The organism is Sorangium sp. So ce204, from assembly GCF_051526795.1.
GTDB classification, from domain to species: domain Bacteria; phylum Myxococcota_A; class Polyangia; order Polyangiales; family Polyangiaceae; genus Sorangium; species Sorangium cellulosum_B.
Map to the genome: position 1 here is coordinate 13198872 of NZ_CP150317.1, position 14688 is coordinate 13213559.

Consider the following 14688-nt stretch of genomic DNA (forward strand, 5'->3'; position numbering starts at 1 on the left):
TCAACTGGGTGCGCGCCGGGCTGACCGGCTGAGCGGCGCGCGCCCGGCCGGGCTCTTTTCGCTCGCAGGCGGCGTACGCTACCGCCCTTCCCCTGGGCGTGCCACCTTTCTGCCGATCCTGCTCGCGGCGCGCTCCAGCGCCGCGCAGGGCTTGCGCGGCGCTGGAGCGCTCCCCACGCGTTCGCCGCGCGCTCCCCACGCGCTCCCCACGCGCGCCCCACGCGCTCCCCACGCACTCCCCACGCGCTCCCCACGCGCTCCCCACGCACTGCTTGCCACCGCTCGGCGCCGGTGATTTCTTGGTCCCACGCATGGGCCTGAGGAACGCGAGACCCGAGTTTGGAGGCACGCGTCGCTTCCAGGTCGTTCGCGTCGTGGGCCGCGGCGGGATGGGGGTTGTCTACGAGGCCTTCGATCGCGAGCGGAAGGGGCGGGTCGCGCTCAAGATCCTCCGGAATCTGAGCGCCGACGCGCGCCTCCGGTTCAAGAACGAGTTCCGCGCGCTCCAGGACATCCAGCACCCGAACCTGGTCAGCCTCGGCGAGCTCCACGAGGAAGAAGGGCAGCTCTTCTTCACGATGGAGCTCATCCGCGGCGTCGACTTCGTGGTCCACGTGCGGCTCCACGAGGAGGGCGACGCCGGGCCGAGGGGCGAGCCCGCGGGCGTCGGGCGCCGCTCGACCCTGCCGTCGAGCCCCATGTGGTCTGCCGTGCAGGGCCCCGCCTCGGAGCCACAGCCCCGGATCAAGCGCCCCTTCCACGAGGCCCGCCTCCGCTCGGCCCTGGCGCAGCTCGCCCAGGGGCTCGCGGCGGTGCATGCGGCTTACAAGGTTCACCGCGATATCAAGCCTTCCAACGTCCTCGTGACCGCGGAAGAGCGGGTGGTCCTCCTCGACTTCGGCTTCGTCGCCGACGCGAGCGGCACAGGGCGCGAGCAGGCCGTCGTCGGAACGCTCCATTACATGGCGCCCGAGCAGGCCGAGGCCAAGGCGGCCGGGCCCGAGGCGGACATCTACAGTGTCGGGGTCATGCTTTACCTCGCGCTGACCGGCGTCTACCCGTTCCAGACGGCGCCCAAGGCGGCGCTCGACATGATGCGGCGAGCGGAGCCTCCGCCGCCGAGCCGGCTCGTCGAGGACATGCCCCCCGACATCGACGAGCTCTGCGTGGACATGCTGCGCATCGACCCGGCCGCCCGGCCGACCGCGCGCGACGTGCTGCGCCGGCTGCAGGTGCAGGAGCTCATCGAGGAGCCGCCCGTCCTCTCGCAGCGCATCGGCTTCGTCGGCAGGCGCAGCGAGCTCGCCGCGCTCGATGGCGCGTTCGCGGAGGCGAAGCTCGGGCGCGCGGTCACGCGGTTCATCGAGGGCGAGTCGGGCGTCGGCAAGAGCGCGCTCCTGCGCCGGTTCCTGGAGCGCATCGACAAGGAGGCGCTCGTCCTCGCGGGGCGCTGCTACGAGCGCGAGGCCGTCCCCTACAAGGCGGTGGACGAGCTCATCGACGGGCTGAGCCGGCACCTCGTGCGCCGCCCCCCCGAGCAGGTCAAGGCGCTGCTGCCGCCCAACGCGGGCCTGCTCGGCACCGTGTTCCCGGTGCTCCGGACGGTCCCGGCGATCACGGAGGCGCGCGCCCGGCGCAAGGCGATCGACCCGCCCGAGATCCGCGCCCTCGTCTTCGCCGCGCTCCGGGAGCTCTTGGGCCGGCTCGCGGCCGAGCGGCCGCTCGTGCTCGCGATCGACGATCTCCAGTGGGCGGACGCCGACAGCGTCGCGCTGCTCTCGGAGGTGATGCGCCCGTGGACCGAGGCCGATCTCCACGCCGCGACGAGGCCCGGCTCGTTCGCCGGCCTCGATGGGCCCGTGTCCTCGGGCGCGCTGGTCGACCCCTCGCGCCCGCGCGCGATGATGCTCGTGGCGACGGTGCGGACCGCCTCGGAGACCGCGCCGCCCGTCTCGCGGCAGCTCGGGGTGCCGATCGACTCGCTCGGGCACATCATCCTCCACCGCCTGTCGCTCGCGGAGGCGCAGGAGCTCTGCGCGCTCCTCCTCCGCGGCGCCCAAGCCCAGGTCGGCCGCCCGCTCAGCATCGAGGCGATCGCGCAGGAGGCCGGCGGCCACCCGCTCTTCATCGACGCGCTCCTGCGCCACCGGATGATGTCCCCGGACGCCGACGGCGGTCCGGTGCGCCTCGACGACGTCCTCTGGGCGCGGATCAGCCGGCTCGACCCGCGGGCGCGCCAGCTGCTCGAGCTCGTCGTGTGCGCCGGCGCGCCGGTGCTGACGTCAGTGGCCGCGCACGCCATGGCGGCCGACTTCGGCGAGCTCACCCGGGTGCTCTCGGCCCTGCGCGCGGCGAACCTCGTGCGGACCGGCGGCTCGGGTCAGGACGAGTTCCTCGAGCCGTTCCACAACCGCATCCGGGAGACGGTGGCGAGCCGGCTCGACGAGCAGGCGGCGCGCAGCTGGCACGGCCGGCTCGCGCTGGCGCTGGAGGCGTCGGGGCGCGCGGAGCTCGAGGCGCTGGCCGAGCACTGGCGCGCCGCCGGGGATCCCGAGCGCGCCGCCGGCTACGCCGTGCGCGCCGGTGAGCACGCCGAGGCCGCCTTCGCGTTCGACCACGCGGCGCGCCTCTACCGCATGGCGATCGACCTCCACCTGCCCGGCGCGGCGGAGCGGCGGGTCGTGCTCGCCAAGCTCGGCGACGCCCTGAGCAGCGCGGGCCGCGGCGCCAAGGCCGCGGAGGCCTACATGGCCGCGAGCGACGGCGCCCCGGAGTCCGAGGCGATCGATCTCGGCCGCCGGGCCGCGGAGAACCTGCTCCGCGCCGGCTACGTCGACGCCGGGATGGCGGGCCTGCGCTCGGTGCTCGGCGCGGTCGGCATGCAGGTGCCGAAGACGCCGGAGCTCGCTGTCGCGTCGCTGATGCTGCGGCGCGCGCAGGTGCGCCTGCGCGGGCTCAACTTCGTCGAGCGCCCCGCCGACGAGGTCTCGCCCGAGGACCTCATGCGCATCGACGTCTGCTGGTCGGCGGCGATGGGGCTCGCCATCGTCGACCCCACGCGCGGCGCCGACTTCCAGGCGCGCAACCTCCTGCTGTCGCTCAAGGCGGGCGAGCCGTACCGCGTGACGCGCGCGCTCGCCTTCGAGGCGGCCTACCTCGCGATCGACGGCGGCCCGTCCGCGTCCCGCGTCGCCGATCTGCTCTCGACGGCGAGCGCGATCGCGGCGCGCATCGGCAGGCCTCACGCGCTCGGCCTCGTCGGCTTCGTCGGCGGCGTCACCGCGACGCTGTTCGGCCGCTGGCAGCAGGGCGTGGCCGATCTCGACCGGGCGGACACCATCTTTCGCGAGCGCTGCACCGGCGTCACGTGGGAGCGGAGCTGGGCGCACACCTTCTCGGTCTGGGCGCTCTGGTACGGCGGCGAGACGCGCGAGTTCATGCGCCGGGTCCCGATGTACCTGCAGGCGGCCGACGAGCGCGGCGACCGCTACCTCGCCACGAGCCTCCGCTCCTCGCAGAGCAACGCCTACTGGCTCGTCGGAGACGACCCCGACTCCGCGCTGCGCCAGGCGCAGGACGCCATCCGGAGCTGGTCGAAGGCGGGCTTCCAGCTGCAGAGCTACTTCGATCTCGTCGCCCGCGCGCACATCGGCCTGTACCGGGGCGAGGGCGAGGCGACGTACCGCCTCTTCGCGGAGCAGCGGGCGGGCCTCGAGAGCTCGCTCGTCCTGCGCATCCAGGCCGTGCGCATCATCATCACCCACCTCCGGGCCTGCGCCGCGCTGGCCGCCGCCGCCGCGTCCACGCCGGCCGACGCGGAGCCGCTGTACGAGGAGGCGACGCGCGCCGCCCGCAAGATCGACGCGGAGCACATGCCCTGGGCCGACCCGCTCGCGGCCGCGGTGCGCGCGGCGATCGCCGCGGCCCGCGGCGAGGGGGAGGCGGCCGTCCAGCAGCTGGCCGACGCGCTGCGCGGCTTCGAGGCCGCCGGCATGGCCCTCTACGCCGCGGCGGCGCGGCGCCGCCACGGCGAGCTGCTGAAGGGCGACGAGGGCCGCGCCGCCGTCGAGGCGGCGAACGGCTGGATGCACGAGCAGGGCATCGTGAACCCGGACCGCATGACCGCGATGCTCCTCCCCGGTTTTGCGAGCTAGCGCGGAGCGCCTCAGGCTTTCACGCGCAGGACGGCCGTGCCCTTCGCCTTGCCGTAGAGCTGCTTGATCTCGATCTTGTACTCGCCGGGGGACGACGCGCTGAACTCGACGGGCGAGGCGCTCTGCGGCTTGCCGGTGGGCAGATCGCGCAGCACACGCTCGATGATGATCTTCCCCGAAGGGGAGCGGATCTTGATGTTGAACGGCGGGGTCGCCTCGTCGTAGGCGCGGAACACGAGGCGCACGGTGTCTCCGACCGAGACCGGGGTGGTCTGGCTGATCGTCTCGATGTCGCCTTCGTTCTCAACGGTATCGGCCACGCGTCGCTCGTCCCGTGAGGTGCCTCACTGCGGTCCCTCGGCGCTCATTGTAGTCGCGTCCGGCGGAGATTCGCGAATTTGGAGCGCGCGGCCGGCTGGCGCCGCCGGAGGAGGCCGACCGCGGGCCGCCTCCGCCGGGGAGCTCAGGCCTTCGACCATCGCAGGCGCGGCTGGCGCGCGGCGCGGGCCTCGTCGAGGCGGCCGACCACCGTGCCGTGGGGCGCCTGCTTCACGACCTCCGGCGTCTCCTGCGCCTCCTTGAGGATGCTGAGCATCGCGGCCACGAACTCGTCGAGGGTCTCGCGGGTCTCCGTCTCCGTCGGCTCGATCATCAGGGCGCCGGGCACGACCAGCGGGAAGTAGACCGTGGGCGCGTGAAAGCCGTAGTCGAGCAGCCGCTTGGCGACGTCGAGCGTCTTGACCCCGGTCTCCTTCTCCAGCTGGCTGTCGGAGAGCACCACCTCGTGCATGCACGGCTGCGGTACCGGCGCGAGGTAGTGGTCCTTCAGCTTGGCCCACAGGTAGCGCGCGTTGAGCACGGCGAGGCTGCTCGCCGCCGTGAGGCCGTCGCCGCCCATCTCGCGGATGTACGTGTACGCCCGGATGAACATGCCGAAGTTGCCCGTGAAGGCCCGGAGCCGCCCGACGCTCTGGGGCCGGTCGCGGTCCCACGCGAAGGCGTCGCCGCGCCGCACGAGGACGGGCGACGGCTGGAACGGCTCCAGGTGTTTCTTGAAGCAGACCGGCCCGGAGCCGGGGCCGCCGCCGCCGTGCGGGGTCGTGAACGTCTTGTGCAGGTTGATGTGGATGACGTCCATGCCGACGTCGCCCGGGCGCGCGTGCCCCATGATGGCGTTCGTGTTCGCGCCGTCGCCGTACACGAGCCCGCCCTTGTCGTGGATGAGCTTGATGATCGCCGGCAGGTGCGTCTCGTAGGCCCCGAGGGTGTTCGGGTTCGTGATCATCAGCCCGCAGACGTCGCCGTCCGACCCCTCGCGCTCGATCGCGGCGAGGACCTGCTCGGGGTGGGTGATGCCGTCGGCGGTCTTCTCGATCCGGACGGCCACGAGCCCGTTGAGCGCGCAGCTCGCCGGGTTCGTGCCGTGGGCGCTCTCCGGGATGAACACCTTCCTCGGCGAGCGCCCCTTCGACTCGTGGAACGCCCGCATCATCATCAGCCCGGCGAGCTCGCCCTGCGCGCCCGCGGAGGGCTGCAGCGAGCAGCCGTCCATCCCGCTGACCTCGCAGAGCGCCTCCTGCAGGCGCCACATCACCTCGAGCGAGCCCTGGCTGAGCTCGTCGGGCGTCATCGGGTGCAGCTTCGCGAACCCGGGGATGCGCGCGGCCCACTCGTTGATCTTCGGGTTGTACTTCATCGTGCACGACCCGAGCGGGTACATCTGCCCGTCGATGCAGAAGTTCCACTGCGAGAGCCGGATGAAGTGCCGGAAGGCCTCCGGCTCGCTCACCTCCGGCAGGCCGGCCGGCTCCTTGCGGGCGAGCGCGCCGTAGTGGGCGGCGGGCTCGACCTCGGGCACGTCGAGCGGGGGGAGCGACGCGCCGGTCCTGCCCGGCGTGCCACGCTCGAAGATGGGGGGTTCGCGGAACTGAATGCCTCGAGGCTGCGGTTGGGTCATCGGGGGCTGTTATGTCAGAGGCCGGGGGGCTCGGCAGGTGCTTCGTCGGAGGGAGATGCGGGCGGCTCGGGCGCGCCTTCCTCCTGGTTCGCGCTGTCCCAGTCGCCGCCGCCCATGTCGGAGGCGCCGGAGCCCCCGATCGACTTCAGATCCGGGAGCATGTTGCGCTGCTTGACCGCTTCCCAGGGCTCGCCGACCTCGTCCTTGTTGCGGCCGATCTCGCCTGCCAGCCGGTCGTCGACGTTCTCGCCCTCAGGCCGCTGGTACTTGAAGTACCCCCGGCCTTCCTTGGTCGCGCTCTGCCCGATCGCGCCGATGGTGTGCTCGGTCCACGTGAACTTGATGAGGTCGCCTGTCACCGTCCCGTGCAGCACGCCCCAGCGATCTTTGACGGGGCGGATCCAGCGCCCCTCGATGGCGTCGTTGTCCTGCACGAGGTGCAGGTAGCCGTAGAGCTCGCTGTAATAGACCCCCGTCCAGTCGCCGCCTTCGGGCATGTCACCGGCCTGCACCTTGGCCGTCTTGGGCGGGGGATTCGAGCTGCAGCCAAGCGCCGTCGTCCCCATCAGGAGGGCACATGCGGCGCCAGCAATCCAAAGCCGTCGCGATACGTTCATGGCGGCGGAGCCTAGCACAGCACCTACCCGCACCCATACCCCCGCCATGCGCCTCCGACGTCGCGCGGGGGCGCGAGCGGAGGTGGGGAACGGGAACGGGAACGGGAACGGGAACGGGGATGGAGCGCGTGCGCGCTACGTCACGAACGTGTACTTGCCTCCCTCCTGCAATGACGTGTGCCACCTGCGCGCCAGAAGGAGGAGCGTAACGTACCGTTCGGCGTGTGCGCGACTGCGTCAATTTTCCGCTTCCACCTCCTTGTAGGGCCCAGAGCGCTGGTAAGCTCCCTGGCATGATGAACTCCCTTGTCTCCAACCGAGGTTTTGTAATTCCCGGTAGAATCGCTCTCTTCACCAGCGTCCTCGCCCTCGCGGCCTGCGAAGGGCAGCTCGGCAACCTGGACGGCACCTCTCCCACCACCGGCAGCGGCAGCGGCAGCGGCAGTGGCTCCTCTGGCTCCGGTGGCTACCGCCCCCCCGTCGGTGGGGGCTCCAAGCCGCTGCCGGCCGCCGCGTCGTGCGCTCCTGCGTCGAGCGGCTCCTCCGACGTCGCGGAGCCCCAGCTCTTCCTCCAGCTGTCCGACGACGACGAGAGCGCGTGGCTTGGGTCGCCGGTGGTCGCCGATCTCGACGGCGACGGCGAGCAGGAGATCCTGGTGACGCACAACGGCAACGTCGTCGTCTGGGGCCCCGACGGCGAGCAGAAGTGGCGGTACACCGAGTCGCGCCAGAACGGCCGCATCTGGGCGAGCCCGATCGTCGCGGACTTCCGCGGCGACGGGCAGCTCGAGGTGGTCTTCGCGGCGCGCACCACGATCTACATGCTCGACGCGAGCGGCCGGCTGGTGAGCGGCTGGCCCGTCACCTGGAACGACGAGATCCGCTCCCTCGCCGCGGGCGACATCGACGGCGACGGTCAGCTCGACGTCGTCGCCGCGAGCACCGGCAGGTCCGACTACTCCGACATCCTGATGGCCTTCCACGCGAGCGGGTCGGCGGTCGCGGGCTTCCCGCCGATCGAGAGCCAGACGATCGGCTGCGACGCGCGCCGCAGCGACGACGCCGAGTGCTGGATCGTGGGCGGCTACGACCAGAACCTGGCCATCGGCGATCTCGACGGCGATGGATCGCAGGACATCGTCTCGCCGATGGATAACTCCTATGCCGGGTTCTATCACGGCACGGGGGAGGCCTTCGACGCGAATCCCATGTTCGAGGGCCGTCCGAAGACGCCGGGCGTGCGGTACATGCACGATCTCGAGCTCGCGAAGCAGGGCTTCGGCGACAGCAGCGACCTGCAGGCCTATTTCAAGAACTCGGCCCCTGCGATCGCGGATCTCGACGGCGACGGCACGCCGGAGATCGTCATGCTCGCGGCGGCCGAGGACGTCGCCATGAACGACCAGTCCCAGGGCGTCGGCCTGTGGGCGGTCCGCAACGACGCGAGCCGCATCGAGGGGTGGGAGAGCCCGTTCTACGCCTCGGACTACCTGTCCGGCGGCGAGGATTTCGACGGCAACATCGTGGCCATGACGCAGCAGGTGACCGTGGCCGATCTCGACGCGACGCGCGCCGGGCCCGAGATGATCTTCGCGGGCCTGGACGGGCGGATCCACGCGGTCTACGCCGACAAGACCGAGTTCTGGGACGTCACCTACACGGACGACACGCAGGTGCTCACGGGCGGCGTCGTGGTCGGGGATCTGTCGGGCGACGGCATCCCCGAGATCGTGTTCAACACCTACTCGACCGATGAGAACAGGAGCCACCTCTTCGTCCTCGACGCCGGCGGCACGATCCTCCACAAGATCCCGCTGCCGCGGCTCGGCGCGATGCCGGTGCCGACGCTGGCCGACGTGAACGGCGACGGGACGATCGAGATCGTCGTGTCGCTCCGCGAGATCGGGTGGAACGGGGCGGACCCGGAGCCGAACACGTACGTGTACACGGTGCCGGGATCGGCGACGAACTGCCTGCTCTGGCCGACCGCCCGCGGCAACTACTACAGAAACGGCTGGGTCCGCGCGGCCGACTGACACGCTCCGAGGACCGTTCGCGCGCCGGCGCTGAAGCTGAAGAAGGAGCGCCGGCGCTGAGAGGGCCGATCGCCGCGGCGGTCGGCCCTTCGCCGTCCTGGCCTCGCCGTCGCGGGGGTCCTCCTGGGAGAGGCCGGCGAGGCGCTCAGGCCGCGAGCGCCTCGCGGCAGGCGGCGATCGTCCGCTCGATGTCCTCTTCCGAGTGCGCGCCGCTCAGGAACGCCGCCTCGTACTGCGACGGAGGCCAGTAGACGCCTCGCGCGAGCATCGCCGCGTGGAAGGCGCTGAAGCGCTTCGTGTCGGACGTGGCGGCGTCGGCCCAGGAGCGGACCGGGCCCTTCGTGAAGAACAGCGTGATCATCGAGCCGACCCGCTGGACGCACGCGGCCGCGCCGGCGCCCTCGGCGGCGGCCCGGAGGCCCGCCTCGAGGGACGCGCCGAGCTTCTCGAGCCGCTCGTAGAGCGCGGGCGTCAGGCGATCGAGCGTCGCGAGCCCCGCCGTGACCGCGAGCGGGTTGCCGCTGAGCGTGCCCGCCTGGTACACGGGGCCGAGCGGCGAGACGACGCGCATCACGTCGGCGCGGCCGCCGTAGGCCGCGAGGGGCATGCCGCCGCCGACGATCTTGCCGAGCGTCGTCAGATCCGGCCGGAGGCCGAAGCGCTCCTGCGCGCCGCCGCGGGCGAGGCGGCAGCCGGTCATCACCTCGTCGAAGATCGAGAGCGCGCCGTGCTTGCGGCAGAGGTCGATGACGAGGGCGAGGAACCCGGGCTCGGGCGGGACGCAGCCCATGTTGCCGACCACGGGCTCGAGGATGACCGCGGCGATGTCGCCGCCGCGCGTGGCGAAGGCGGCCTCGAGGGCGGCCGGGTCGTTGTAGGGCAAGGACAGCGTGGTGCGGGCGATGCTCTCGGGGACGCCGGCGGAGTCGGGGGCGCCGAAGGTGGCGAGCCCGCTGCCCGCCTTGACGAGCAGGTGATCGGCGTGGCCGTGGTAGCAGCCCTCGAACTTGATGATGGCGTCGCGGCGCGTGAAGCCGCGCGCGACGCGGATGGCGCTCATCGTGGCCTCGGTGCCGCTCGAGACGCAGCGCAGCATGTCGATGCTCGGGTAGAGCTCGCGGATCTTCTCGGCGAAGCGGACCTCGAGCTCGGTCGGCGCGCCGAACGAGAGTCCGCCGAGGGCGGCCTCGCGGACGGCCTCGATGACGGCGGGGTGCGCGTGGCCGAGGATGGCCGGCCCCCAGGAGCCGACGTAGTCGATGTACTCGGCCCCGTCGGCGTCGAACAGCCGCGCGCCCCGGGCGCGCGCGATGAACAGGGGGTCGCCGCCGACGGCGCGGAAGGCGCGCACGGGGCTGTTCACGCCGCCCGGCAGGACGGCGGCGGCGCGGTCGAACAGGGCTTTGGAGGCGGGGGCCCGGTCCGCGCGGGCGGGCGGAGCGCTTGTCGCGTTCGTCATCGTGCTCCGGCCATAGCAGGGGCGAGGCGAGGGAGCGACGCGGATCGCGGGCGCGGGGAGAGGGGCGTGGAGGACGCGGGGCGTCGCATCGCGGATGCCGGGCGCGGGGCGTCGCGGGCATCACGGACGCCGGGATCGAGGCGTCGCGGGCGCTGGCGCGCCACACGAGCCTTTCCGGCGCGGTCGCGCTTGGCTATGGTGATCGTCTGGAGAGAGGGGCCGCGACCCGCGGCCGGGCTGCTCCTGGGGACCGCGGGCGCGGCTCCCCGAGCACCAGCATCTGGTGAGCCATGCGGATCTCCGAGGACCCCGGTCCGGGGCAGCGTCTCGGGCGATATGAGCTTCTGCGCCTCATCGGCGAGGGTGGGATGGCCCAGGTATGGGCCGCGCGCATGGAGGGCTCCCGCGGCTTTCACAAGGTCGTCGCGCTGAAGACGCTCATCCCGGCGCTCGCGCGCGATCCGCAGTTCCAGCGCATGTTCCTCGACGAGGCGAACCTCGCCTCGAAGATCCACCACCGCAACGTGGTCGAGATCCTCGACCTCGGCGACACGGACGGCGTGCTCTTCCTCGTGATGGAGTGGATCGACGGGCAGACGATGCAGCAGCTGCTCCGGCCGGGCCTCCGTCCGATGCCGCTCTCCCCGGCGATCGCCTCGCGCATCGTGGCCGACGCGGCGCACGGGCTGCACGCGGCGCACGACCTCCACGACGATCGCGGGGAGCCGCTCGGCATCGTGCACCGCGACGTCTGCCCGCAGAACATCCTCATCGATCGCGACGGCACCGTGAAGGTGGCCGATTTCGGGATCGTGAAGGCGTTCGAGCGCCTGGGCGACACGACGCAGACGGGCGAGATCAAGGGCAAGGGCGAGTACATGTCGCCGGAGCAGGCGCAGGGCCAGCCGGTCGATCGCCGCTCGGACATCTTCTCGCTCGGCGTGGTGCTCTTCGAGGCGGTGACGGGCGCGCTCCCGTTCCAGGTGCTGCACGACCTCGTGCTGCCGCAGACCGGGGTGCCGGAGCCGCCGCGGCCCACGCTGATCGCGCCGCATTGCCCGCGTGATCTCGAGGAGATCATCGTGAAGGCGCTCGCGCGCGATCCGCGGAAGCGCTTCCAGACGGCGGGCGAGATGGCGAGCGTGCTGGAGGATTTCCTCATGCGCAGGTCGGGCGTGGTGACGCCCGCGCACGTGGCGGAGCTCCTCCTTTCGCGCTGCGGGGAGAGCATGGAGGAGGAGCGGCAGCGCATCGCGGCCGCCGTCGCCCCGCAGCAGCGCGCGGGGTGGCGGCCGAAGCCGGGCGCGACGCTGTCCGCGGGGCCGCCCTCCGAGGGCCGGCGGAGCGTGCGCTCGGAGCCGCGGCGGGGGCTCGGCGGGCTGATGCGCGCCGGCGGCGACGCGCTGCGCCCGGTGGCGCTGCCGTGGCTCGTGGCCTCGGTGTCCACGGGCGTCGCGGTGGCGTCGCTCATGTTCGTCGCGCTGAGCCGGCCGAGGGATCAGCGGTCGCTCGTGGATCCGATCGCGGTGCAGATCGAGCCGAGCGCCGCGGTGGTGCGGCTGAACGGCGTGGTGCTCGGCGTGGGCAGCCAGGTCATCGCGCGGCCTATGCCTGGGGTGTCGCTCTCGGTGGACGTGCGAACGAGCGACGGCCTCTCGCAGACGGTCGAGATCACGTCGGAGTCCCCCGCGCGGATCCAGCTGAACCTGGCGCGCAAGGGCGAGGCCGGGACCGCGGCGCCGCCGGGCAGCAGGGTCGCTCCGGCGCCGAGGTAGCCCGCGCGGCCGGCTTGACGGCGCCATGTCCGTGGTCGACATCTCCGGGGGGAGGACCTCGCATGACGGCGCTCGAGGATCTGCGTCCGGGGCAGAGCATTGCGATCCATGAGGTGGGCGATGAGGGGGAGGGCGCCGCGCGCGGCGACCTGGAGGGCGCTGTGCGCGACCTGGAGGGCGCTGCTGGCGACCTGGAGGGCGTTGCCGCTGACGAGCGTGGGGCGGGCGCCAGCGTTCCTGGGTGCCGCGTCCGTCTTGCCCTCGGGGTCTCCGAGCTGCCCGGCGATCGCGCCGTGGTGGTGCTTCACGAGGACGTGATCCTGCGGTGGCGGCCCACGCCGAAGCGGCCGGAGGGCGACCTCGCGCGGCTCTCCGAGGTGGTGGTGGGCGCCGCGATCGCGGTCGAGCACCGCGGCATCTGGGACGAGGGGCTCGTCCTCGGCCGCTTTGTGCGCCCGGCGCGCGAGGGGGGCTTCCGGGTCGACGGCGACGTGGAGCGCTATCCATCCATCGACGACGCCGAGCATGCGCACGGCCCGCTCGAGGCGGGCGAGCCGCAAGCGCCGCCGGCGAGGACCGGCGAGCCGGCGTTCGAGCTGGGCGAGCCGATCGGGCGCGACGCACGCGGGATCGGGCGCAGGGCGAGGAGGTAGCTGCCGCGCCGTGCGCAGCGGCGCGCGGCCTCGCGCCGTGCTTCGCGACCATGTCTCCACACCGCAGCTCATCTCGCTGCTCGGCTCCGGACGGTGTGAGGGACGAGCGCGCTGAGGCAGCTCCGCCGAAGATGGATCATGGAGAGTCGCTCGGCTCCGAGCAGGTGCTCTGAGGACTGGAAGACTGGACCCCTCAGAAAACCTGGCACGGTCGCCGAGACGGCTCGCTCTGGCGTGGAATCCCGGAGAGGACCGTGCACCGCCGAGGGCGCGCGCTTCTCGGCAGGTCCGGCGAGCATCGGTGTCCATGCCCGAACCGTTCGACTCGGGTGAAGCGCGCTCGCACCGCGGCGGCGCCGCGCGCAGCCGGCCGGTCCGGCGTCGCGCGCCCCTCTGCTACCCTGCCGCGAATGGAACGCCACCGCTCGCTCCGCATGACCCTCCTCCTCGCCGCCGGCGCCGCCGGCTGCTCCAACGCGAAGAGCCCCGAGATCGCGGTCGTCACGCTCGGCGAGCCGCAGACGGCCACGCCTCGCGACGCCGGCGTCCCGGACGAACAAGCCGCGCCTGCGCCCCGGCCGCCGCGCGGCGTCGGCTGGGTGACGGAGCGGGATGGCACCGTGCACCGCGCCACGCGGGTCCGGTGCGACGCGACCATCGATCAGCGCGCGTGCAGCGGCACCGAACGAACGTTTCAGTGCAGGACGGACGCCGATTGCAACGAGGGACCTCGCGGAAAGTGCGTGAGCTCGTTCGGGCAGATAGGCGCGTATTGCGGCTGCGAGTACGCCTGCGAGAGCGACGCGGAGTGCGGCGCGTCCGAGGCCTGCGTGTGCAAGGGGACAGGCGCCCTCCGGGAGCAGCACTCGGTCTGCGCAAAGGCCCTCTGCTCGGTCGACGCCGATTGCCCCGGCAGCGCCTGCGGCCTGTCGGCGTACTTCAACGGCTGCTGGGAGCAGGTGACGCTCGCCTGCCGCACCAAGGAAGATACCTGTCAGAGCGACGCGGACTGCCGATCGGACGAGAGCCGCGGCGCCGCCTGCGTCGTCACCGACCCGGATGCCGAGAGCGTGCGCTGGGAGTGCGCCGGGATCTCCTGCGCCATCGGCCGCCCGCTCGTCGTCGACGGCCAGGCGCGCGCCGCGCAGGGCGCCGCGCGCGACGACTGGCGCGCTCCCGCCGAGCTCGATGTCGCGTCCCTCTCGCCCGAGCTGCGCGAGCTCGCCGCGGCGCACTACGCCGCCGTGGCGGCGCTCGAGCACGCGTCCATCGCGAGCTTCGCCCGCTTCTCCCTCCAGCTGCTCGCGCTCGGCGCGCCGGCCGCCCTCGTCGGCGAGGCGCACCGCGCCGCGCTCGACGAGGTGGAGCACGCGCGCCTCGCCTACGGCGTCGCCTCCCGCCTCGCCGGCCGGGCCATCGGCCCCGGGCCGCTGCTCGAGGCGGCAACGGCGCCGCTCGGCGCCGGCGTCGCCGAGGTGGTGGAGGCGCTCGTCGAGGAGGGCTGCGTTGGCGAGGCGCTGGGCGCGGCGGAGGGCCGTGAGATCGCGCAGCGCGCGGGGGATCCGGCGCTCGCGGCCACGCTCGCGCGCATCGCCGCCGACGAGGAACGGCACGCGGCGCTCTCGTGGAGGGCGCTCTCGTGGATGCTCGCGACGTTCGGCGAGCCGGCGCGCTCCGCGGCGGAGCGGGCGTTCTCCCGCGCCGCCGCCCGCTACGCAGTCGACCCGGCCCCCGGGCCCGCCGTGCACGAGGCGCTCGGCCTGCTCCCGGCGCGCGCGCTCGGGGCGCTGCGCCGCGAGGTGCTCGCCGAGGTCATCGCGCCGTGCCGCGCGGCCTTACCGGGGCTGTCGTGCGACAGCATGGCAGCGCAACCGTCGAGTCCGCCACAGGGATCCTCCTGACCGCAGCGGATTGATGAGGCAGATTCGCTCACTCCCGAGGCAACTTGCCACAACGGGGAGGGAGGCAGTCGCGTGGACTCGGGAGAAAAGGGGGCACCCGTGCCGTGCACCGGATCTTGCACGGGGGCCGGCACTC

Annotated in this window: 9 protein-coding genes; 5 read left to right on the plus strand and 4 right to left on the minus strand. The window is 72.8% G+C overall.

The features are described from left to right. Window positions 1–311: 311 nt before the first annotated feature. Window positions 312–4154: a serine/threonine-protein kinase gene (locus WMF22_RS50015; RefSeq protein WP_437296895.1), complete on the plus strand. Its 3843-nt coding sequence runs from the start codon at window positions 312–314 to the stop codon at window positions 4152–4154. 11 nt (window positions 4155–4165) lie between these two features. Here WMF22_RS50015 and WMF22_RS50020 read toward each other — a convergent pair whose 3' ends face one another. The 3 genes from WMF22_RS50020 to WMF22_RS50030 all read right to left on the minus strand — a co-directional run bounded on the left by WMF22_RS50020 (window position 4166) and on the right by WMF22_RS50030 (window position 6728). Then, window positions 4166–4474 (minus strand): hypothetical protein, encoded by a 309-nt coding sequence (locus WMF22_RS50020; RefSeq protein ID WP_437296896.1) that lies wholly within the window; start codon window positions 4472–4474, stop codon window positions 4166–4168. 143 nt (window positions 4475–4617) lie between these two features. After that, on the minus strand, window positions 4618–6111 hold the full coding sequence (gene gcvPB, locus WMF22_RS50025) for an aminomethyl-transferring glycine dehydrogenase subunit GcvPB (RefSeq protein WP_012241772.1): 1494 nt from the start codon (window positions 6109–6111) through the stop codon (window positions 4618–4620). A gap of 14 nt (window positions 6112–6125) precedes the next feature. Next, a complete protein-coding gene (locus WMF22_RS50030; RefSeq protein ID WP_437296897.1) occupies window positions 6126–6728 on the minus strand; it encodes a hypothetical protein in 603 nt (200 codons plus the stop codon). A 293-nt stretch (window positions 6729–7021) separates the two neighbouring features. On the opposite strand from WMF22_RS50030, the gene WMF22_RS50035 reads away from it, so the two are divergent. After that, window positions 7022–8764 carry an FG-GAP repeat domain-containing protein gene (locus tag WMF22_RS50035; RefSeq protein WP_438034330.1) on the plus strand — a complete coding sequence of 581 codons (1743 nt, stop codon included), beginning with the start codon at window positions 7022–7024 and terminating at the stop codon, window positions 8762–8764. A 145-nt stretch (window positions 8765–8909) separates the two neighbouring features. Here WMF22_RS50035 and hemL read toward each other — a convergent pair whose 3' ends face one another. Further along, window positions 8910–10223: a glutamate-1-semialdehyde 2,1-aminomutase gene (hemL, locus tag WMF22_RS50040; RefSeq protein WP_438034331.1), complete on the minus strand. Its 1314-nt coding sequence runs from the start codon at window positions 10221–10223 to the stop codon at window positions 8910–8912. Window positions 10224–10513: 290 nt separating this feature from the next. Between hemL and WMF22_RS50045 the strand changes: the two genes are divergently transcribed. The 3 genes from WMF22_RS50045 to WMF22_RS50055 all read left to right on the plus strand — a co-directional run bounded on the left by WMF22_RS50045 (window position 10514) and on the right by WMF22_RS50055 (window position 14552). Then, entirely contained in the window at window positions 10514–11998 is a 1485-nt protein-coding gene (locus WMF22_RS50045) for a serine/threonine-protein kinase (protein WP_438034332.1), read from the plus strand. Between the two features lie 62 nt (window positions 11999–12060). Beyond that, window positions 12061–12651: a hypothetical protein gene (locus WMF22_RS50050; protein ID WP_438034333.1), complete on the plus strand. Its 591-nt coding sequence runs from the start codon at window positions 12061–12063 to the stop codon at window positions 12649–12651. Between the two features lie 410 nt (window positions 12652–13061). Beyond that, window positions 13062–14552: a ferritin-like domain-containing protein gene (locus WMF22_RS50055; RefSeq protein ID WP_438034334.1), complete on the plus strand. Its 1491-nt coding sequence runs from the start codon at window positions 13062–13064 to the stop codon at window positions 14550–14552. Window positions 14553–14688: the final 136 nt, after the last annotated feature.

What these genes read in the sequence shown, in the direction of transcription:
- WMF22_RS50015 (WP_437296895.1), top strand. Translation starts at nt 312, where the DNA reads ATGGGCCTGAGGAACGCGAGACCCGAGTTTGGAGGCACGCGTCGCTTC.
- gcvPB (WP_012241772.1), bottom strand. Translation starts at nt 6,111, where the DNA reads ATGACCCAACCGCAGCCTCGAGGCATTCAGTTCCGCGAACCCCCCATC.
- WMF22_RS50030 (WP_437296897.1), bottom strand. Translation starts at nt 6,728, where the DNA reads ATGAACGTATCGCGACGGCTTTGGATTGCTGGCGCCGCATGTGCCCTC.
- WMF22_RS50035 (WP_438034330.1), top strand. Translation starts at nt 7,022, where the DNA reads ATGATGAACTCCCTTGTCTCCAACCGAGGTTTTGTAATTCCCGGTAGA.
- hemL (WP_438034331.1), bottom strand. Translation starts at nt 10,223, where the DNA reads ATGACGAACGCGACAAGCGCTCCGCCCGCCCGCGCGGACCGGGCCCCC.
- WMF22_RS50045 (WP_438034332.1), top strand. Translation starts at nt 10,514, where the DNA reads ATGCGGATCTCCGAGGACCCCGGTCCGGGGCAGCGTCTCGGGCGATAT.
- WMF22_RS50050 (WP_438034333.1), top strand. Translation starts at nt 12,061, where the DNA reads ATGACGGCGCTCGAGGATCTGCGTCCGGGGCAGAGCATTGCGATCCAT.
- WMF22_RS50055 (WP_438034334.1), top strand. Translation starts at nt 13,062, where the DNA reads ATGGAACGCCACCGCTCGCTCCGCATGACCCTCCTCCTCGCCGCCGGC.